We start from the raw sequence: 21,125 nt of genomic DNA, 5'->3' as shown, positions 1-21,125 counted from the left end.
GGCTTTGCAATGAGCGCCCGGGACGGCAACGTCGCCGGGCGTTTTGCGTACTGTGCGCGGGTGGCGTGAAGGCTGATCCGATCCGCTGAAAAACGGCGAATCCGATTGCGTTGCGTTGCGGCCATCGCGAGCCGCTGCACGGCTCGTACCGCCAGCCGGACCGCCTTTGCCGTCGACGCCCGGCCAGAACGCTGCATGCAACTCCGGGAGCTCGCTCCCTCGCATAAAAATTCAGGAGATGACCATGGATGTGAGCCGCACGGCCGATTCCGCCAATGCCGCCGCCGATGCAGGAAAGCGCACCAAAGTCCGGTATACGATCCTGCTGCTGATCTTTCTGATCACGACGCTCAACTACGCGGACCGCGCGACGCTCTCCGTGACCGGCTCGGCGATGCGCGGCGAGTTCAGCCTCGACGCGGTCAAGATGGGCTACATCTTCTCGGCGTTCAGTTGGGCTTACGTGCTGGCGCAGTTGCCGGCCGGCTGGCTGCTGGACCGCTTCGGCGCGCGGCGCGTGTACGCGGCGAGCATTTTCTCGTGGTCGCTGTTCACGCTGCTGCAAAGCTCGATCGGCCTGCTGGGCAGCGCATCCGCAGCCATCTCCGCACTGTTCGTGTTGCGTTTCGTGATGGGCGCAGCGGAATCGCCCGCGTTTCCGGCCAACGCGAAAGTGGTGGCAAGCTGGTTCCCGACCAACGAACGCGGCACCGCGTCGGCCATTTTCAACGCGGCGCAATACTTCGCCGCCGTCGTATTTACGCCGCTGATGGCGTGGCTCACGCACGCATTCGGCTGGCATTCGGTCTACCTCGTGATGGGTGCGATCGGCCTGATTCTCGCCGCCACGTGGCTGCGGGTCATGAAAAATCCCGCCGATCACCCGCGTGTGTCGCGCGCCGAACTCGAGTACATCGAACAGGGCGGCGGCGTGATCAGCGGGCACAAGAAAGCTGAAAAAGCCACCCGCCCCGCCGATATCTCAAGCACAGGCGGCTGGTTTCTCGTGCGTCAACTGCTCGGCAACCGGATGCTGGTCGGCGTCTATCTCGCGCAGTACTGCATCAACGTGCTGACCTACTTCTTCCTCACCTGGTTTCCGATCTACCTCGTGCAGGCGCGCGGCATGACGATCCTGCATGCGGGCCTGGTGGCGTCGTTGCCCGCCATCTGCGGATTCTCGGGTGGCGTGCTCGGCGGCATTCTGTCGGACGGGCTGATCCGGCGCGGCTTTTCGCTGACCGTCGCGCGCAAGGTGCCGATTGTCGGCGGCATGCTGCTGTCGACGTGCATCATCGGCTGCAACTATGTGTCGACCGACTGGGTGGTCGTTGCGCTGATGTCGCTCGCGTTCTTCGGCAAAGGCATCGGCGCACTCGGCTGGGCCGTGGTCGCGGATACGTCGCCGAAGGAAGCGCTCGGTTTGTCCGGCGCGATCTTCAACATGTTCGGCAACGTGGCGGGCATCGTCACGCCGATCGTGATCGGCTACCTCGTCGCGGAAACCGGCTCGTTCAACGGCGCGCTGGTGTTCGTCGGCGCGAACGCGCTGCTCACGGTGTTCAGCTATCTGGTGATCGTGAAGGACATCAAGCGGGTCGAGTTGCGGCGCGTCTAACCGTCGCGGGTCATCGTACTTCCCTGGCGCCCCTATCAGGCGGGCCTCTGGCCTTGCCTGGCGGCGCATAGCGCGGGTTACCCCCAGGAAAAACCGCATAGTGGAAATCGATTTGACCTCTATATAATCAGTCGTCAGACGACGGTATAATGAAACGCAGGTCTTATCTGCAACTATTTGATTTCAAGGGGCGTTTTCGATGGCTACACCACTGGCATCCGCGGCACCGCCACGACGCGCTCGCAATCTTGCCGAGTTCGTCGTCAGCTACGTTACCGATCAGATCGCGTCCAACGCGCTGAAACCCGGCGACAAACTGCCGACCGAATCGCAACTGATGGTCACGCTGAGCGTGAGTCGCACCGTGATCCGCGAAGCAATTTCACGCCTGCAGGCGGGCAAGATCATCGAGACGCGCCACGGTATCGGCAGCTTCGTGCTGGAGCCGCAGCGCGAAAAACTCGGCATCGACATGGTGCCCGCCACCACGCTGCGCGACGTGCTGTCCATTCTCGAATTGCGTATCAGCCTCGAAACGGAATGCGCTGGTTTGGCCGCGCAACGCTCGAAGCCGGAAGACATCGCGCGCATGCGCGGCGCGCTCGACGCGATCGAAGCCACGCGTCACAACGGGCTGGACAGCGTCGACGCCGATCTGCAATTCCATATTTCGGTCGCACGCGCCACGGGCAACCGTTATTTCGTCGACATCCTCACGCAGATGGGCAGCGCGCTGATTCCACGTAACCGGCTCGATTCGGCGGGCATTGCTCGCGCTGAGCCGGATGCGTATCTGTCGCTAGTGAATCTTGAGCACGAAAGCATTCTCGAAGCGATCTCGCGGCACGATGCCGAAGGTGCGCGCGCGGCAATGCGCATGCATCTGTCGAATAGCCGGGAACGGCTGCGGCGCGCGAACGAAGTGAGCGAGACGAATAGCTGAGGCGCTAGCGGAAACTGTTCGAACGCTTCACAGCGAACGCAAAAGAAAAATGGCCGGGATGCATTGCATCCCGGCCATTTTTTTATCTGACTAGCGCTTCAACCACACGCTTAGCTGCGCGTGATCTCGCCATCGCGACGACGCCACAGGTCCAGCGGATTGCTGTCGCCGAGCGCTTCGGGCAGCAGGTCAGCCGGGAAATCCTGGTAGCAGACCGGACGCAGGAAGCGGTCGATCGCGGTCGTGCCGACCGACGTAGCGCGGCTGTCGGACGTTGCCGGGAACGGGCCGCCGTGCACCATCGCGTGCGATACCTCGACGCCCGTCGGGTAGCCGTTGACCAGAATACGGCCGGCCTTGCGCTCGAGAATCGGCAGCAGCTTCTTCGCCGCCGCGATGTCGGCGCTGTCCATTTGCAGCGTAGCCGTCAGTTGACCTTCGAAATGCTCGGCAACGGCCAGCAGTTCCTGCTCGTCCTTGCATCGCACGATGGTCGACACCGGGCCAAACACTTCGTCTTCGAGCGTCGGGGTCGCGAGGAACGTCTTCGCGTCGGTCACGAACAGGGCGGCACGCGCCTGGTTCGGACCGGTTGCCTCGACGCCGCGCGCCACTTCTTCAACGCCCTTGGTCGACGCCAGCGTGCTCTCGCCCTTCTGATACGCGGCGCAAATGCCGGCAGTCAGCATGGTTTGCGCAGGCTTCGCAGCCAGCGCTTCGGATGCCGTCGCGACGAAGCCCTTCAACGCGTCGCTGTCCAGCGCGATCGCGAGACCCGGGTTGGTACAGAACTGGCCTGCGCCCAGCACGAGCGAGTCGACGAAACCGCGCGCCATGCTTTCGCCACGCTGGTTAAGCGCGTTCGACAGCAGGAACACCGGGTTGATGCTGCTCATTTCCGCGTAAACCGGAATCGGCTCGGCACGCGCCGCCGCGACGCGCATCAGCGCGAGGCCGCCTGCGCGCGAACCGGTGAAGCCGACTGCCTTGATTGCCGGGTGCGCAACGAGCGCTTCGCCGATCGCATTGCCCGCGCCGACCACCAGCGAGAACACGCCTTCCGGCAAGTCCATTTCCTGCGCGACGCGTTGAATCACGCGACCGACCATTTCCGACGTGCCCAAGTGAGCGCCGTGCGCCTTCACCACCACCGGGCAACCGGCCGCCAGTGCCGATGCCGTGTCGCCGCCCGCCACCGAAAACGCGAGCGGGAAATTGCTGGCGCCGAACACAGCGACCGGACCGAGCGCGATCTTTTGCAGACGCAGATCCGAGCGCGGCAGCGGCTTGCGCTCCGGCAGCGGCGAGTCGAGCGTAGCCGACAGCCACTGACCCGCGCGCACGACTTGCGCGAACAGCTTCAACTGACCCGTGGTACGGCCACGCTCACCTTCCAGACGCGCCTTCGGCAGACCGGATTCCTGCTGCGCGCGCTCGATCAGCGCGTCGCCCAATGCCGTGATGCCGTCGGCAATACGCTCGAGGAACTCGGCGCGCACCGTCAGCGGCAGATTGCGATACGTGTCGAACGCCTGCTGCGCCAGATCGCACGCCTGTTTAACCTGCTCGACGCCACCGCCGCCGAAAACCGGCTCGGCGATGTCGGAGCCCGTGGCCGGATTGAACGCATGCAACGCCTGCTCTTCGCCGCGCACCGCTTGGCGGCCGATCAGCATTTCGCCGGTAATCAACATTTTTGCTTTCCTTGAAAAAGGCTTTAGATATAAGTCATCCTACAACATCGAGGTACTCTCACGCAACCCGGAAACGCCCGCTGCACCGCGAATTCGGGTTTACGTGCCCGTTACAAGCACAGGTCGCAATGCTAATCTGGAATAAGACATACGACGACCTATAACATTTCAATCCACCGTCGTTGCCGCTCGCCCGATCCATTGACGTTCGAGGAGACATGATGCCAGTCGTTACGCCCTACCAGGCCTTGCCCAATCGCTTTCGCCGCGCGGTTTGCAGCGGCGAAACCCAGATCGGCTGCTGGTCGTCGCTCGCCAGCCCGATCGTGACGGAACTGCTGGGAATCATCGGTTTCGACTGGATGCTGCTGGACGCCGAGCACGCGCCGAACGACGTGCTCACGCTCATTCCTCAACTGATGTCGCTCAAGGATAGCGCGAGCGCCCCCGTCGTACGTCCGCCGGCCAACGACAGCGTGTTCATCAAGCGCCTGCTCGACAGCGGCTTTTCGAATTTCCTCGTGCCCTTCGTCGAAAGCGCGGACGACGCAGCCCGCGCCGTCGCCGCCACGCGCTACCCGCCGCAAGGTATTCGCGGCGTATCCGTCAGCCATCGCGGCAACCACTTCGCAACCGTGCCCGACTATTTCGACATCGCCAACGACAACGTCTGCGTGATCGTGCAGATCGAAAGCCGTAAAGCAGTCGAGTCGATCGACGAGATTCTCGCGGTGGACGGTGTCGACGCCGTGTTCGTCGGCCCGTCCGATCTCGCGGCCGGTTACGGCCATCTCGGCAACGCGAATCATCCCGACGTGCAGCAGGCCATCGCGCATGTGTTCGAGCGCGCGAAAGCGGCAGGCAAATCGAGCGGCATTCTCGCGCCCGTGCAGGCCGACGCGGAACGTTATCTGTCGATGGGCTGCCGCGTGATCGCCGTGTGCGCGGACATGGGCATGCTGAAAGGCGCGGCGCAATCGGTGCAGAAACACTTCATGCAGAAACAGGCGGGCACGGCTTAACGCGCGCGTACGTCACACGCAACGAGCACGCAACGACCACGCAACGCGCGCGAAATTTTAACGGATATCCACGCGCCGCCGTCATGACATCTTCGGAGCAAACCATGCAAACAGCAGGCTTTATCGGACTCGGCATCATGGGCAAACCCATGGCCGCCAACCTTCTCAAGAACGGCGTCGCGCTGGCGGCTTTCACGCGCAGCGGCGTGCCCGACGAACTCGTCCAGGCGGGCGCCGTCGCGTGCGACAGCCCGGCTGCGGTCGCCGCGAAGGCCGACGTGGTCTTCATCATGGTGCCGGATACGCCGGACGTCGAACGCGTGCTGTTCGGCGATCAGGGCGTGGCGGGCGCATTGCGCGCGGGTCAGATCGTGGTCGACATGAGCTCCATCTCGCCGATGGCGACCCGCGATTTCGCCGCCCGCGTCCGCGAGTGCGGCGCGGAATATCTCGACGCGCCGGTGTCCGGCGGCGAAGTCGGCGCGAAGGCCGGCATGCTGACCATCATGGTCGGCGGCGACACGGCGACCTTCGACTGCGTCAAGCCGCTGTTCGACATGATGGGCAAGAACGTCACGCTGATCGGCGCAGTGGGCGCGGGACAGGTTTGCAAGGTCGCCAATCAGGTGATCGTCGCCGCGACGATCGAGGCGGTCGGCGAAGCGCTGCTGCTGGCGTCGAAGGCCGGCGTCGATCCGGCGCGCGTGCGTGAAGCGCTGATGGGCGGCTTCGCGTCGTCGCGCATTCTCGAAGTCCACGGCGAGCGGATGACCAAACGCACTTTCGATCCGGGCTTCCGCATCGAACTGCACCAGAAGGATTTGAACCTCGCGCTGTCGACGGCTCAGGCGCTCGGCGTGTCGTTGCCGAACACGGCCACTTGCCAGGCGCTGTTCAATGCGTGCGTCGCGCACGGCGGCAAAGCATGGGACCACTCCGCGATGGTTCGCGCGCTCGAAGTGCTCGCCAATCACGAGATCGGTCAGCAGAGCGCTTAAGTCGCCGCAAGCTCAAGACAGTCCCTACGCCGTTCTGCCTCGCTCCCTGCAATGGGGGCCGAGGGAACGGCGTAGGTGCGCGTTCAAAGCCAACGCAACTCTTTAACGATAGGCACCTTACATCAAGCATTCTCACTGCTTACAAATAATAAGGATCACTGATCTCAGGACAATTCTTCCTATAAGCCGCGCTTTCAACGGCACCAACGATTATTGACAACGCCCGCAAAGGGCAAGGAGACACTTGTGGCAATCCACGATAAAAACAGCGGCAAGCTGGCAGCATCGACAATCCGCGACAACGACCAGCCGAACTCACCCAAACGCCGAAGCTTCATGATGTTCGCGGGCGCGTCCGCAGGCGCTACCCTGCTCGGCACGCTGCCCGGCTGCGGCGGCAGCAGCAATTCGCTGAACGCGTCGACACCGCCGGCCACTACGCCGACCGCCCCGGTCGATCCGATCTGGGGAGCCAGCGGCGAAGCCACGGCGATCATCAACAAACTGGCGACGATCACGACGTCGATGTTCCCGTCGGTCGATTTTCAGGTGACCAGCTACGGCGCGAAAACGCTGCTGCCGTCCGCGCTGATCCAGGCGAGCGCATGGCCGGGCGGCACGATTCCGTGGGTCACCGGCACGCAGGCCGCGGCCTCGCCGCAAAGCCCCGGTTCGACGGTGATGGTGCCGTACGACATGACCGACACCGTGTACGACTCGTGCTCCCCGTTCAACGCCGCGATTCAGGCCGCGCACGCGGCGGGCGGCGGCCGTGTCGTGGTGCCGGCCGGCAACTGGTATTGCGGCGGCCCGATCGTTCTGCTGAGCAACGTGAATTTCCATCTGACCTCGGGTTGCACGATCTATTTCAGCCCGAACCCGGCCGACTACGCGAAGAATGGCCCGTATCCGACGACCAACGGCAACCTCTACTGGTCGCGCTGGCAAGCCAACGACTGCCTGAACTTCGGCGCACCGATCTACGCGTACCAGCAGACCAACATCGCGCTGACCGCCGACGACAACACCTGCGTGCTCAACGGCCAGTCGATGACGCCGATGCAATTGAGCACCAAGGCGCCGACATCGTGCTGGTGGACCTTCAAGGGCACGAGCGGCGAATACGGTTACGTGAAGCCGGCGACGGGTGGTGCGCCGGTCTCGCAAGCGGACGCCAACACGGGCGCGACCTCGTACTCGGCGAACTCCGCGTCGTACGCGGGCAATACCGCGTTGACGAGCCTGCCCGCTGCGCAGATCACGAATCCGCAAGCCAACGTGTCGTTCACGAATCAGGACGGCACGACGACCACGCTGATGACGCTGCTCACCGCGTCGGGCTGGAATCAGGATCAGAACTATCTGCCGGCGCTGTCCGAACTCGGCGTACCGGTTCTGAACCGCGTGTTCGGCCTCGGTCACTTCCTGCGTCCGTGCATGGTCGAGTTCATCGGCTGCACGAACGTGTTGCTGCAGAACTACCACACGCAGAACACACCGTTCTGGCAGCACCATCCGACCGATTGCACGAACGTCGTGATCGACGGCGTGTTCGCCGACAGTATCGGCCCGAACAACGACGGCTTCGACCCGGACGCGTGCAATTACGTGCTGGTGCAGAACGTCCAGTTCAATACCGGCGACGACTGCATCGCGATCAAGTCCGGCAAGTGTCTCGACACGCAATACGGTCCGATGCAGAACATCGTGGTCCAGAACTGCACGATGCAAAGCGGCCACGGCGGCCTGACGATCGGCAGCGAAATGAGCGCGGGCGTGGAGAACGTCTACGCGCGCAATCTGACGATGCAGAACGCGAACTGGGCGACCAATCCGCTGAATATCGCGTTGCGCTTCAAGACCAACATGAACCGCGGCGGCTTTATCAACAACGTGTGGATCAACGGCGTCACGTTGCCGAACGGTGTGAATCTGACCGGCAAGTACGGCGGCGGCGCATTGGGCTCGGCGTTTCCGGGTTCGGTCGCGGGCACGGGCACGGTCGGTCTCGCGGCGAATCCGTCGACGGGCCAGGGCGGCCTGATCACGTTCGACTGCGATTACAGCCCGTCGGGCGACGCGGTCCGCTGGAATCCGGCGACCATCAACAACATCAACATCTCGAACGTGAATGCGACCAACACGTCGGGCGCTGTGAGCTATGCGCTGACTTCGGGCTTCACGGCGACCTCCGGTTCGTGCTTCCAGGCGCTCGTCGCACAAGGCCCGGTCGCGGCGGATTACAACGGTCCGCTGCCCGTTCCGACCGTTTCGCCGATCACCGGCGTGACGATCTCCGACTGCAACCTGGGTACGCCGATCGCCGCAGGACCTGCCAGCGCCACCGTGCCGGGTCCGCTGTTCGTGAGCAACGTGAAGTCGATCACGCTGAGCAATGTGGTGATTGCGGGCGTCACGTATAACAGCGCGCTGACCAGCTGATGAGCTGCTGAGTTGATGAGCGGGCGGTCTCCGGGCGCGAAGGTTTCTGGAGACCGCCGCGCTCTGAAAGCGTCGCTCGATGCATGGGCAAGCGGCTGACTATGGGGTGACCAGAGGTACTTGCCGCGAGCACGCAGTTTTCGTTCAGCGGACTTTTTTCACTACTTTTTGTCATACGCGTCGGTCACGGCTTCTTTCACCGCATTTGTCACGCGACGCGCAGGCAAAAAAAACGACGCCCTCGGGCGTCGTTTTTTTCATCCATTCACTTCCACTTCCATCACTTCGCCACCGCACCCGCCGGCGCGGTCCAACGCGGCTCGGGCGCCTTGCCCGGGCTCTTCGCCAGCACGCAAACCACAAACGCGGCGACGATATCGAACACAGCCAGAACAACGAACAGCGGGCTATAACCGATCTGCGTCACCAGCACACCGAACAACGCGGTGAAGGCCGCTGCGCCCAGATAACCCGCCATACCCCCCATGCCCGTCGCAGTCGCGACTTCGTTCTTGCCGAACATGTCCGACGTGATGGCGTACAACGCGCCCGACAGCGTCTGATGCGCAAAGCCGCCGATACACAGCAGCGCCACCGCCACGTACGGGCTCGCCACCAGACCAACGCACGCCGGTCCGATCATGAACAGCGCGCCGACCACGAACACCATCTTGCGTGACGTGAACAGCGACACCTTCGCGTACTTGTGGAACAGCGGGCTGAGATAGCCGCCGAGCACGCAGCCAATGTCGGCGGCGAGGAACGGCATCCACGCATACAGCGCGACTTCCTTCAGGTTCATGTGACGCTCGGTCATCATGTACAGCGGAATCCACGCGTTGAAGGTTTGCCAGGCCGGTTCCGACAGAATGCGCGGAATGCCGATCGCCCAAAAGTCGCGGCTCGCCAGCATCGCGAGACGGCTGCGCTTCGGCGCGCTCGCGTCGTCGCTGTGCTTTGCTTCCTGGCCGCTGAGAATGTAGTCGCGCTCGGTGTCGCCGAGCAGTTTCTGCTGACGCGGATGCTTGTACAGCACCATCCACAGCACGCTCCACACGATCCCCGCCACGCCGACGATCACGAACGCCAGTTGCCACTGACCGCGCAGCAGCGCCCAGACCACCAGCGGCGGCGCCAGCAGCGCACCGATCGACGAGCCGATGTTGAACCAGCCGATCGCCACCGAACGCTCTTTCGCGGGAAACCATTCGCTGGTCGCCTTGACGCCGGCCGGAATGCCCGCCGCTTCAGCGAGACCCAGCACGCCGCGGAAAAACGCGAGACTGCGCCAGCCCGTGGCCCACGCCGCCGCCGCACACGCCACCGACCACGCCAGCGCGAACGCCGCGAAGCCGAGCTTGGTGCCGATGGTATCGAGCACCCAGCCCGCGACCGGCTGCATGAACGCATAGCAGAGCTGCCACGCGACCACCACGTGCGCGTACTGCTCCGTGGTGATGTTCAGGTCTTTCATCAGCGTCGGTGCGGCCACCGACAGCGTATTGCGCGCAAGGTAATTGATGATGAGCCCGGCCGCGACCAGACTGACCATCCACCAGCGGATGCCCTTGATTTTCATTGCTGAGTCTCCTCGTAATGCCTACCGCTGTCAGACCGGCTTCGCGGTGTTTGCCGTCGAGCTGTCCGGACCGCCGTCCGTGCGCGAATAATCGATACCGACAAAACTGCCGCCCTGGAAGCGCTGGCCCAACGCGTCGAGCGGGTTCGGCTGCGCGAGAATTTCCGCCGCGTAGTCTTCGGCGTTCTGTTTCGGCTGATAACCCAGCCGCGCTGCGCCGCTGTTGTCCCACCAGCTACGCGTGTTGGCCGACACGCCCCACACCGTCAGGAAGCCGACGTCTTCGGCTTCGACACAGCGGTCGAGGAAATGCATCAGGTCTTCGTGACCGAACCACGTGCTCAGATGACGCTGCTCGGCCGGACGCGCGAGGCAGCTGCCGATCCGCACGCACACGCTTTCGATGCCGTGCTTGTCCCAGTACATTCTGGCGAGCGCTTCGCCCCACACCTTGCTCAGGCCGTAGAAGCCGTCCGGGCGCAGTTCGCAGTCGAGGCTCAGATGCTCGGTGACCGGATACATGCCGATCGCGTGATTCGAGCTGGCGAACACGATGCGCTTCACGCCCTGACGGCGCGCGCCTTCGTACACTTCGACGAGACCGCGCAGGTTGTTTTCGATGATCTCCGGCAGCGGACGCTCCACGCTAGTCCCGGCAAAATGGATCAGCACGTCGACGCCCTCGAGCAGGCGATCCACGATCGCCGGGTCGCGCAGGTCGCCGTGCATCACGTCCTCGCCTTCGACCAGCGGCGTCAACGCCTTCGAGCCTGCCGCCGAACGCAACGAGGTGCCGCGCGCGATCAACGCTGCGCGTACAACCGAGCCTAGCTGGCCGCCAGCGCCACTCAGAGCAATCTTTTTCATACGGTTCCTTTCCTGCTTCATTGACTGCGGCAACTGCGCCGCGCGCGATCGAATTGGGGTGACAAGCCAGCGGCAAAGCAGCGGCATTTATCGCCTGCTTAACACACGCTAGTTGTACGATAACGTACTATCAACGATGCTCACGCGGATTTCAACCAGGCATTTACCCTGATCCGTATTCGGGTTGAATGGAATTTTCCTTAATAAACAAGCGCTATCTCATTTTTTATTTATGCGATGTCGTATGACATAACGCAAAAATTCTCGCTCACTTTTCTTTTCATCGATTGGCTTGCGGAAATCACCGGCCTCCTCCTGTGAGGCAGCCTCCGGCAAGGACGCGTAGACTTGTGCGCCAGCGCCGGTTTGTCGCGTTCGGGTACGGTGAATGTTTCGCCATTGTCCCGTTGCCGTCCTACCGACCGCTTCTACCGCTGCTTTTACCGCTCATGCAGGAGCCGCAGGCGCAGGCCGTTGCCGCTCTTTCGTCCATCAAGCCCGGTTCATTTTCAGCACAGCAACTCACCATGCCCACTGCCGACTATTCCGTGCGATCCGTCGCGCTGCCGTCCGAGTCCGCCGTCACCCGTCTGTATAACGCGCCCGACCTCGCCGACGCGTTCGCGGTCCGCCTGCCCGACAACGCAATCGACGACCCCGAGCTGCTCGCGCGCTTCCTGTTCGCCAATCAGGCGGGATGGGTCGCGCAATTGCTGGCGCTGCGCGACGTACTGGTCGCGCGTTTCGGACTCAAGACGGCGAAGCAGTTACGCCGCGAAGGTGCGGAAGGCCCGCGGGAGCGCGTCGATATCTTCAGGATCTACACGCGTAGCGCGCACGAGATCATTCTTGGCGAGAACGACAATCATCTGGACTTCCGGGTGTCGGTGCTGCAACAAACCCGCAGCACGCATGAGGGGCGCTCGCGTTATCTGGTTCTGTCCACGGTGGTGAATTGTCACAATGCGCTGGGGCGCGCGTACATCGTGGCGATCGCGCCGTTCCACCGGCTGGTGGTGCGCTCGTCGTTGCGGCGAGCGGCGCGAATGGGCTGGCCGACTGTTTGAGCGACGGCCTTTACAAACGGCAGGCTTCGGGCCGAGGGCGCGGCCATCGGTAACCGGCCGCGCCCTCCTCGCCTGGCGAAAACTTCAACCCCGCTTCATCACGAGCCGATGAACGCCAGCAGATCGGCGTTCACCTTGTCGGCCTCGACCGTGCACATTCCGTGCTGACCGCCCGGATACACCTTGAGCGTCGCATTCCTGACGATCTCGGCAGTACGGCGGCCTGCCGCGTCGATCGGCACAATCTGGTCGTCGTCGCCGTGCAGCACCAGAGTCGGCACATCGATCTTCTTCAGATCTTCCGTGTAATCGACTTCGGAAAACTGCTTGATGCAGTCGTACAGACCCTTGATCGACCCCACCATGCCTTGCGCCCAGAACGAGTCGATCACGCCCTGCGACACCTTCGCGTTCGGCCGGTTGTAGCCGTAAAACGGCACCGCCAGATCCTTGAAGAACTGCGAGCGGTCGTCGACCACGCCCTTGCGGATTCCGTCGAACACATCGATCGGCAAGCCGAGCGGATTGGCGTCGGTCTTCAGCATCAACGGCGGAACGGCGCCGATCAGCACCGCCTTCGCGACCCGTTGCGTACCGTGCCGACCGATGTAGTGCGCGACCTCGCCGCCGCCGGTCGAATGGCCGACCAGCGTCGCGTCTTTCAGGTCGAGGTGTTCGATCAGCGCGGCGAGGTCGTCGGCATAGGTGTCCATGTCGTTGCCATCCCACGGCTGCGACGAACGGCCATGACCGCGCCGGTCGTGCGCGATCACGCGAAACCCCTTGCTGCCGAGAAACAGCATCTGCGCGTCCCACGCGTCCGCCGACAGCGGCCAGCCGTGCGAGAACACGACCGGGCGCCCCGTGCCCCAGTCCTTGTAGAAGATTTCAGTGCCGTCTTTCGTCTTGATCGTGCTCATCTGCTGACTCCTTGTGGATGAAGTCTGCCGTCGCCGGCAGGGGGATGAAGCGGGTTTTCGAAGCACTCGCGCGGCGCAGGACGACGCGCCCTGTCACGGACGGTCTGCATCGCACCACACTTTCTTGACGGATTTGCGAAGCACCGGGAGATTGGCTCGCGGACACTTCGATGTGACTATTCGAAACGAATATCGGGAATAACGACTGGACTGCCTGCGTGGCGCGCGTGCATCGAGAAACGGAGTAACGGACTCTGGACTGGAAGACGCCGACGCTGGCTGTCTGCATGGTAGAGGCAAAATAATTCAGTGGCTAGCGCGCGTGTTCATGGAAGTCGGGCAGAGTCGCGCGAATGTCGGCGGATGACGGTTCGCGGACATTCGCCTCGAAACGCACGAGAGGTGATTCAAGCGGGACGTCACGAAGCGGAGTGACGAAGGCGGGCTGAAGCCCGACTATCACGAGCCGCGTGCGCCTCAATCGAGCCCGATTGTTGCAGCGCGGTCTATTGACGCACTTGGCGCACACACGCGCGAGGCGCCTCCCGCAAGACAATCAGGAAAACTTGATACCCATCAAGGGTTTGACGCCAAAAAACCGTAAAACAGCTTAAAACAAGGCGGTTTTTTGACGCATGTCGCGCCGCAGCAAGATTTCCGCCGATCCCCTACTCTTGCGCCATCTGCCAGATGCAGTGCGCACCGACAACGGTCGACGCGCGTAGTCCGCCCTCGCGGACATCACGCATATCACACCCATGAACACCGCAATATCGGCATTCGATCTAGCCCGGATTCAGTTTGCCTTCACCGTCTCGTTTCACATCGTTTTCCCGGCGCTCAGTATCGGTCTCGCCAGCTTCATCGCCGTCCTCGAATGGCGCTGGCTGCAAACCGGCAAGGCGTACTACAAAGATCTTTGCCTGTTCTGGTCGAAGATCTTCGCAGTGGCCTTCGGCATGGGCGTCGTCTCCGGCGTCGTGATGAGCTATCAGTTCGGCACCAACTGGTCAGGCTTCTCCAGCTTCGCGGGACCGATCACCGGACCGCTGCTGATGTACGAAGTGATGACCGCGTTCTTCCTCGAAGCGGGCTTCCTCGGCATCATGCTGTTCGGCTGGCAGCGCGTGAGTCCGCGCGCCCACTTCGGCGCGACGCTGATGGTCGCGATCGGCACGCTGATCTCCACCTTCTGGATTCTCGCGTCCAATAGCTGGATGCAGACGCCGCAAGGCTTCGAAGTCGTCAACGGCCACGTCGTGCCGCTCGACTGGTTCAAGATCATCTTCAATCCGTCGTTCCCGTACCGGCTCGCGCATATGGCGATTGCGGCGTTCATCGTCGCGGGGCTGGTGGTGTCGGCGGTCGGCGCATGGCATCTGCTGCGCGGACGGCGCGATCCGGCCGTCAAGAAAATGTTCTCGATGGCGCTGTGGCTGCTGCTGATCCTCACGCCGATCCAGGCTTTCGTCGGCGATCAGCATGGCCTGAACACGCGTAAATATCAGCCGGCGAAGATCGCTGCGATCGAAGGTCTGTGGGAAACCGAGAAAGGCGGCACCGCGCTGAACCTGTTCGGCATCCCCGACATGAAGGCGGAAACCACCCGTTACGCAGTGTCGATTCCTCACCTCGGCAGCCTGATCCTCACCCATAGTTGGGATGGCGAAATTCGCGGTCTGAAGGAATTCCCGCCGCAGGACCGTCCGAATTCGACGGTGGTGTTCTGGAGCTTCCGCATCATGGCCGGGCTCGGCGTGCTGATGATCCTGATGTCGGTCGCGGCCTGGGCGCTGCGCCGCCACGAGCGCCTGTTCGAGTCGAAGTGGTTCCAGCGCTTCGCGGTGGCGATGGGGCCGACCGGCTTCATCACGCTGCTGGCCGGTTGGGTCACGACCGAAGCCGGTCGCCAGCCATGGGTCGTGTACGGCGTGATGCGCACGTCGCAGGCGGTGTCGCCGCTCACCACGCAACAGGTCGGCATTTCGCTGATGACCTTCGTCGCCGTCTACTTCCTCGTGTTCGGCACGGGCATCTACTACATGCTCAAGCTGATGCGCTCGGGTCCGGCGCTGCCGGGGCACACGCCGCACGATGCGCCCGCGCATTCGCCGAATCAGACCGCGCGCCGCCCGATGTCCGCCGCCGATCAGATGATCGACGCCGCCTGAACCGGCCCGCTCCCCTAGACGCTTGCGAGAAACAGAATGGATATAACCGTAGTGTGGGCCGCGATCATCGCGCTGGGCCTCTTCATGTATGTGGTGCTGGACGGCTTCGATCTGGGGATCGGCATCGTCTTCCCGTTTTTCCCCGATGAAAAAGAACGCGATCTGATGATGAACACGGTCGCGCCGGTCTGGGACGGCAACGAAACCTGGCTGGTGCTCGGCGGCGCCGCGTTGTTCGCGGTGTTCCCGATGGTCTATGCGACCGTGTTGTCGGCGCTGTATCTGCCGCTGATCTTCATGCTGGTCTGCCTGATCTTTCGCGGCGTGTCGTTCGAGATTCGCGCGAAGGCGAACCGCACCAGGCATCTGTGGGATCTGGCGTTCATCGGCGGATCGGCGGGAGCGACGTTCTTCCAGGGCATCGCGCTGGGCGCTTTCCTGCAAGGCATTCCGGTGATCGACGGCGCGTATGCCGGCGACGCGTTCGGCTGGCTCACGCCGTTCAGCCTGCTGACGGGCCTCGGATTGGTGGTCACCTATGCGCTGCTCGGCTGCTGCTGGCTGGTCGCGAAGACCGAAGGCGATCTGCAGCGCCGCCTGCACCGCGTGGTGTGGCCGCTGACGGTCGTGCTGCTCGGCTTCATCGCGATGGTCAGCCTGTGGACGCCGCTGCAGGACCCGACGATCGCACAGCGCTGGTTCCACGACAATATTTTCTACCACCTGCTGCCGGTGCCGTTCCTGGTCGCGATCTGCACGTTCTTCATGTATCGCGCGGTGCGGGCGCGGCATGACAACACGCCGTTCGTGCTCGCGCTGCTGCTGGTGCTGCTCGGCTACCTGGGGCTGCTGGTGAGCCTGTGGCCGTACGCGATTCCGTCGAGTGTAACGCTGTGGGAAGCCGCCGCGCCGCGCGCGAGCCAGACCTTCACGCTGGCGGGCACGGTAGTCATTCTGCCGATCATCATCGCCTATTCGACGATGGGTTACTGGGTATTTCGAGGCAAGGTGCGTCATGACGACCAACATCACTATCACTAAGCCGATGAGCGGCGACGTGACTCAGAAAGCGCTCGCAACTTCCACTGCTTCGAAGCTTAAATTGCCGGGCTGGTTGTGGTTCATTGCGCTGTGGTGCTTTGGGGTGGCGTCGGCGGTATCGCTCGGTTTCGCCTTCAAGCTTCTGATGAATGCAACCTTGTTCGCAGTCAGATAAACGCTGCTTTCATCAGGCCTGATCCGGCGCGCATAATCTGCTGCGACCCGCGTCAATGCGTTCAAAAAAGGGCCAATCGCCTCGTCTACGTACCAAGCTGGAACCTAAGCGCAGGAGACCTGCCTTAACCTGATCGGGGCGATGTCCGGGTAATCTCCGAGCGATACCTGGACATGTTCGCTCAACCGGCAATTGTATTGAAAAGCTCCACCAGTGCGGCCGCCCGCAAGCGGGCCGCATCGCAGATCGGCACGAGAATCGCGGGGTAGCCGGCCATGATGATGCGTTTCACGTCACGACAGATAGAACGACAGCAACAAGGCCGTACACGAGACCCTATGACGGCGAACGTCCACAACGGGCAGGCCCGACTCGCGGAGACATCATGAAGTTTCTTGTGGCCGACGACCATGAACTGATCCGGCAAGGCGTCAAGGGTTTGCTGCGCGGTCTCGATCCCGACGCGCAATTCGACGAAGCCGATAGCTGGGAAACCCTCGCCACCGCCGCACGGCCCGATGCCGATCACGATCTGGCGATCGTCGATCTGCATATGCCGGGGATGAGCGGCGCGTCATCGCTCGAAGTGTTGTTGAAGGCGAATCCGGCGCTACCGGTGGTGGTGCTCTCCGCCGAAGAATCCCCTGACGAGATGCGCGCGGTGCTCGCCGCCGGCGCGCTCGGTTTCGTGCCCAAGCGGCAACCGGCCAGCGTGATGCTGAAGGCAATCGAACTGGTTCTGTCGGGCGGCGCTTATGTGCCGATGGAAGCGCTGAGCCTGCTGGGTTCGCGGGATGCGCAGGCGGGTGCGGGGTGTGCGGATTCCGCTTCTGCCTCCGGCGCGTCTGGACAGGGCGCGGCAGCTCAGCCCGGGGCTGCTGGAGGCGCTCCGGTTGGCGCGACGCTGACCGAACCGCTCACGCAGGTTCAGGCGTTGCAGCCACATCAGCAGCATTTGCTGGAGAATCTGTCGCCGCGTCAGCAGGACATCATGCGGCTCGTGCATCGCGGCTGGACCAACAAGATGATCGCGCGCGATCTGGGCGTCGCCGAAGGGACGGTGAAAGTGCATCTGTCGGTGATCTTCCGCGCGCTCGGCGTGCACAACCGGTCGACGGCGATTGCGGTGATTAATGGCTGGCTGGAGGCAGGGCGGACGCTTTAAGGGGGGCTTCGGCTTTGGCTTTGGCTTTGGCTTTGGCTTTGGCTTTGGCTTTGGCTTTGGCTTTGGCTTTGGCTTTGGCTTCGGCTTCGGACTGCCTCTCCAGCCCCGCCGTTTTTCCCGACAAAAAACAGCATCACGGGACCCCGCCGCTCCGCGTCATCCACCTCTACTTCTGCGGCTGCCCCTGCGCCTGATCCAGCAGATCCGGCCCCGCGTCGCCTGGCGGCGACTCGTCCAACGCTTCCATCGCGCCGCCAACCGCACCGCGCACGCCCGCTGGCCCTTCCGCGCCGCCCTCGCCCAGCTTCACCGCCGTCGCCGCCCTGCCGCTATCCAGTTCCGCCTGCTGCCACAGCATTTCCAGCGTGCGCCGCAGACGCGCCGGCGTCACCGGCTTATGCAGCACCGGAATGCCCTGCAACGCAAGCGCGGCCAGTTCCGCCGACGCCATATCGCCGGTAATCAGCAGCGTCACCACGTTGTCATGCCCGGCATTCGCCAGCATCCCGCGCACGGCCGTTAGCGCCTGCGCGCCCGTCCGGTGATTCGCGAGCTGATAATCGCAAAGCACGGCGTCCGGCACGAAACCGCTGGCCAGCGCGGTCAGCGCCTCCACCTCGTCCCGCGCGACGAACACCGTGCATCCCCAGCGTCCCAGCAAACTCGACAGACCTTCGAGAATCGACGGATCGTCGTCGATACACAGCACCCGCCGCCCTTGCGCCGTCGGCCCGCCCGCCACCGCCTCGTTCAGACTCGCAACGATCCCGCCGGCCTCGCCCGCCTGCACCGGAAAGCGGAACACCGAGCCGCGCCCCGGCGCCGAGCGCAGTTGCAGTTCGCCGCCGAGCATCTCCACCAGCCGCTTCACCGTCGGCAAACCCAGCCCGTGCCCCTGACGCGCATCGCGCTGCGGATTCGCAACCTGATAAAACTCCTCGAAAATGTGCTCATGCTCTTCTGGCGGAATGCCGATCCCCGAATCGCGCACTTCGACAAACCCGCCGCTTTGCCGTCCCGCGCGCCGGAATCCGAGCCAGATCGCGCCGTCCTCGGTATAACGCACGGCGTTCGAGAGCAGATTGCTCAGCACGCGTTCGAGCAGCACCGGATCGTCGTGGACGACCATCGCGGTCGGCGCAATCCGCAGCGCGAGCCCCTTGGCCGCCGCCTGCGGCCGATACTGGCTGCCGACCCGCTCGAACAGTTCGGAAAGCCGGAAATGCAGCCGTATCACCTGGGTCACGCCGCTCTCCAGCCGCGCCAGATCGAGCACCTGATTGAACAACTGGTTCAACGCCTCGACGTTATAGACGATGTGCTCCGCCGTCTTCGCATGCTGCGCGGGCGTCGCGGCCGTGTCGTTGAGCGACGCGGCCAGCAGGCCGATCGCATGCAGCGGCTGCCGCAAATCATGGCTCGCGGCCGCAAAGAACCGCGTTTTCGCGAGACTCGCCTCTTCGGCGACATGCTTCTGCGCCGCCAGCGACTCCGCCAGATACTGCTGATCCACCCGCGCCTGCACGACTTGGCGGAACAGCTTGCGATAACTCATCGCGTAGACATTGATCGCGCAGAAAAAGAACGCGAGCACGATCGCGAGAAGCGTGCGGTCGAAAGTGTGCGATCCGAAATGCAGCCAGATTGACGGGAATAAAAGAAATGGGATCGCGGTAGAGAAGTTCAGCAGGTCGAAACCATTCGACATGAACACGCCCGCCGCCAATGTCACGAGCATGACGGTATGCAGCAGCGGCAAATCGGTTTGCGGACTCTGGAACGCGAACCACACCGCGATTCCCGGTGCGCTGTAAAGCAGCACACCGCGCAACGCATGCAGATAAATCCAGCCACGCGGTGACGCGAGTTGCGGATAGCGTCGATTGCAGATCCACAGCGCGAGGCTGCCGAAATTGGCTACCGCGTAGAAACCGAAGCACGCAGCGAAAAGTGTGGGCGAAGGTATCGCCGGCCAGTAGATCGCCACCAGCACCGCGATCGAAAACCAGTGCGAGAAGAAGGCGATCGGATCCTGCGCGTACAGCACGCGCACGAGGTCTTCGTCGATGGCACGCTGGATCGGGTCGGCCCGCATTGCGCGGTCTCCTTGTCGGGCACGGCAAATTCGGTGATAGGGAGCGAAACAGCGCTCAAGCGGGACGGACCGCACAGCGCGCACGGGAAGACCGCATCGGCAACAACGGCAGGTTCCTGCTGAGGCGAACCACGGCACGGTTCACGCAAGGGCCCGCATGAAGCTGCAGCACCCGTTTCTCTTCAGACGAATGACAGCGCCGCGTTTGAAACGCACCCGCCAAAGCAGACGGGGCGTGGTCACACAGCATTAAGCGTAGTTTAGGTTTACCCAGGAGTTTACCCATCAGCTACCACTTAATCCATATAGGCGAAGCGGTCGCAGAAAACCATACTGGGTTCACATTCCCGCGCGGCATCAAAGCTTCACCATTCATGTCCGGGTCGCAGTTCAGGCTCACCGCGCTTTTTAGCCTTACCTTTGACGGAGGTTTTCATGGGCGCAGTTCCGAGCCACGCATTCGTCCGCAATCTCGACGATGCCATCCTGCCCGACCTGTGGCGCCGGCGCACGCGGTTGTCCGCCGACGAAATGGTGTCGATGGTCGAATTGGTCAAACGCGCGTTGCGGACCTATCACCCGCTCGAGTTGCAGGCGCTCGGCGAGGACAAGGAGGAACTGGTCGCGCAGTTCATCTACGCGAAGGTGCTGCGCCTCGCGCCCGGCCACACCGAAACCGCTTCCTGCGCGGACAGCGCGCCGTCCAACGGCTACGCCGTGTGCGCGTATTTCCGCCGCTATCTGATCGACTGCCTGCGCAGCGCGTGCCATCAACGCAACGTGTCGATGGAAAACGAAGGCATGGCGCAGGAAATCGATCTGCACGCGCAGGCGCTCGAAGACCCGGTGGAAAGCGTGCTGCTGCAATACGGCCTCGACGAACAGCGCGTGCGGGCCGCGGCGCGCGCGTTTATCGAAAGTCTCGACGAGCCGGAGCGGATCGTGCTTGCGGGCAGCCTCGGCTGGTGCTCGGAAGGCAAAGGCGGGTTGTCGGCGGTCGCGGCTCAGCATCGGGTGCCCTCGTATCACTATCGCGCCATCAAACTCGGCGTCACGATGAAAAAGACGGCCGGTGCAGAAGAATTTTCGAATACCAAGATCGGGCGCTGGTTGACGGACGTGCTCGGCATCGCCATCGACATCGATAACCGCGCGGCGATCCTGCTTGCGCTGAACCTGCTGGCGGCGGAATCGAGCGATAGCGAACTCGATCAGGTCGCCGCCTGATCGACGCTGGCGGCCCGGGCCCGCATTGCCTACGATAAAAAAGCCGCCGCGGTATCCCGTCTTCCTTCCGAAGTACGGCTCCCCTTCCCCGCATTCATTCC

The 21,125-nt window shown here is 62.9% G+C and carries 16 protein-coding genes; 11 read left to right on the top strand and 5 right to left on the bottom strand.

Annotated elements, in window-relative coordinates:
- Positions 1–244: 244 nt before the first annotated feature.
- Both ABH945_RS31970 and ABH945_RS31965 read left to right on the top strand, forming a co-directional pair.
- Positions 245–1,618, top strand: coding sequence for an MFS transporter (locus tag ABH945_RS31970; protein ID WP_429253323.1), 1,374 nt, complete (start codon positions 245–247; stop codon positions 1,616–1,618).
- Between the two features lie 199 nt (positions 1,619–1,817).
- Entirely contained in the window at positions 1,818–2,561 is a 744-nt protein-coding gene (locus ABH945_RS31965) for a FadR/GntR family transcriptional regulator (RefSeq protein ID WP_074768102.1), read from the top strand.
- Between the two features lie 110 nt (positions 2,562–2,671).
- On the opposite strand, the gene ABH945_RS31960 is transcribed toward ABH945_RS31965, so the two are convergent.
- Positions 2,672–4,255, bottom strand: coding sequence for an aldehyde dehydrogenase (NADP(+)) (locus ABH945_RS31960; RefSeq protein ID WP_429253322.1), 1,584 nt, complete (start codon positions 4,253–4,255; stop codon positions 2,672–2,674).
- A gap of 221 nt (positions 4,256–4,476) precedes the next feature.
- On the opposite strand from ABH945_RS31960, the gene garL reads away from it, so the two are divergent.
- The 3 genes from garL (at position 4,477) to ABH945_RS31945 (ending at position 8,717) form a co-directional block, all read left to right on the top strand.
- Positions 4,477–5,277 carry a 2-dehydro-3-deoxyglucarate aldolase gene (gene garL, locus ABH945_RS31955; RefSeq protein ID WP_429253394.1) on the top strand — a complete coding sequence of 267 codons (801 nt, stop codon included), beginning with the start codon at positions 4,477–4,479 and terminating at the stop codon, positions 5,275–5,277.
- A complete protein-coding gene (locus tag ABH945_RS31950) occupies positions 5,196–6,275 on the top strand; it encodes a 2-hydroxy-3-oxopropionate reductase (RefSeq protein WP_429253321.1) in 1,080 nt (359 codons plus the stop codon). The genes garL and ABH945_RS31950 overlap by 82 nt, the downstream gene beginning before the upstream one ends.
- 246 nt (positions 6,276–6,521) lie before the next feature.
- The gene (locus ABH945_RS31945) at positions 6,522–8,717 is read left to right on the top strand and encodes a glycoside hydrolase family 28 protein (RefSeq protein WP_429253320.1); all 2,196 of its coding nucleotides are present in this window, start codon (positions 6,522–6,524) and stop codon (positions 8,715–8,717) included.
- Between the two features lie 280 nt (positions 8,718–8,997).
- Here the strand turns inward: ABH945_RS31945 and ABH945_RS31940 are convergent, their stop codons facing one another.
- Both ABH945_RS31940 and ABH945_RS31935 read right to left on the bottom strand, forming a co-directional pair.
- A complete protein-coding gene (locus ABH945_RS31940; RefSeq protein ID WP_074768096.1) occupies positions 8,998–10,296 on the bottom strand; it encodes an MFS transporter in 1,299 nt (432 codons plus the stop codon).
- 30 nt (positions 10,297–10,326) lie between these two features.
- The gene (locus tag ABH945_RS31935) at positions 10,327–11,163 is read right to left on the bottom strand and encodes an NAD-dependent epimerase/dehydratase family protein (protein WP_074768094.1); all 837 of its coding nucleotides are present in this window, start codon (positions 11,161–11,163) and stop codon (positions 10,327–10,329) included.
- Between the two features lie 527 nt (positions 11,164–11,690).
- Here ABH945_RS31935 and ABH945_RS31930 point away from each other — a divergent pair.
- Positions 11,691–12,230, top strand: coding sequence for a DUF2867 domain-containing protein (locus ABH945_RS31930; RefSeq protein ID WP_429253319.1), 540 nt, complete (start codon positions 11,691–11,693; stop codon positions 12,228–12,230).
- Positions 12,231–12,328: 98 nt separating this feature from the next.
- Here ABH945_RS31930 and ABH945_RS31925 read toward each other — a convergent pair whose 3' ends face one another.
- Positions 12,329–13,150: an alpha/beta fold hydrolase gene (locus ABH945_RS31925; RefSeq protein ID WP_074768092.1), complete on the bottom strand. Its 822-nt coding sequence runs from the start codon at positions 13,148–13,150 to the stop codon at positions 12,329–12,331.
- Positions 13,151–13,908: 758 nt separating this feature from the next.
- On the opposite strand from ABH945_RS31925, the gene ABH945_RS31920 reads away from it, so the two are divergent.
- The 4 genes from ABH945_RS31920 to ABH945_RS31905 all read left to right on the top strand — a co-directional run bounded on the left by ABH945_RS31920 (position 13,909) and on the right by ABH945_RS31905 (position 17,702).
- Positions 13,909–15,321 carry a cytochrome ubiquinol oxidase subunit I gene (locus tag ABH945_RS31920; RefSeq protein WP_429253318.1) on the top strand — a complete coding sequence of 471 codons (1,413 nt, stop codon included), beginning with the start codon at positions 13,909–13,911 and terminating at the stop codon, positions 15,319–15,321.
- Between the two features lie 36 nt (positions 15,322–15,357).
- Positions 15,358–16,362, top strand: coding sequence for a cytochrome d ubiquinol oxidase subunit II (gene cydB / locus ABH945_RS31915; RefSeq protein ID WP_429253317.1), 1,005 nt, complete (start codon positions 15,358–15,360; stop codon positions 16,360–16,362).
- Positions 16,337–16,537 (top strand): hypothetical protein, encoded by a 201-nt coding sequence (locus tag ABH945_RS31910; RefSeq protein ID WP_429253316.1) that lies wholly within the window; start codon positions 16,337–16,339, stop codon positions 16,535–16,537. Before cydB ends, ABH945_RS31910 begins: the two co-directional genes overlap by 26 nt.
- A gap of 385 nt (positions 16,538–16,922) precedes the next feature.
- Positions 16,923–17,702 carry a response regulator gene (locus ABH945_RS31905; RefSeq protein ID WP_429253315.1) on the top strand — a complete coding sequence of 260 codons (780 nt, stop codon included), beginning with the start codon at positions 16,923–16,925 and terminating at the stop codon, positions 17,700–17,702.
- A gap of 166 nt (positions 17,703–17,868) precedes the next feature.
- On the opposite strand, the gene ABH945_RS31900 is transcribed toward ABH945_RS31905, so the two are convergent.
- Entirely contained in the window at positions 17,869–19,797 is a 1,929-nt protein-coding gene (locus ABH945_RS31900) for an ATP-binding response regulator (RefSeq protein WP_429253314.1), read from the bottom strand.
- Positions 19,798–20,232: 435 nt separating this feature from the next.
- Between ABH945_RS31900 and ABH945_RS31895 the strand changes: the two genes are divergently transcribed.
- Positions 20,233–21,024: a hypothetical protein gene (locus ABH945_RS31895; protein WP_074768082.1), complete on the top strand. Its 792-nt coding sequence runs from the start codon at positions 20,233–20,235 to the stop codon at positions 21,022–21,024.
- The last annotated feature ends 101 nt before the right edge of the window (positions 21,025–21,125 follow it).

The sequence above is a fragment of the Paraburkholderia sp. GAS333 genome, assembly GCF_050435665.1.
Classification (GTDB): domain Bacteria; phylum Pseudomonadota; class Gammaproteobacteria; order Burkholderiales; family Burkholderiaceae; genus Paraburkholderia; species Paraburkholderia fungorum_A.
Note: the sequence above shows the minus strand (reverse complement) of the source record. Positions and strands in the feature narration are given on the sequence as shown.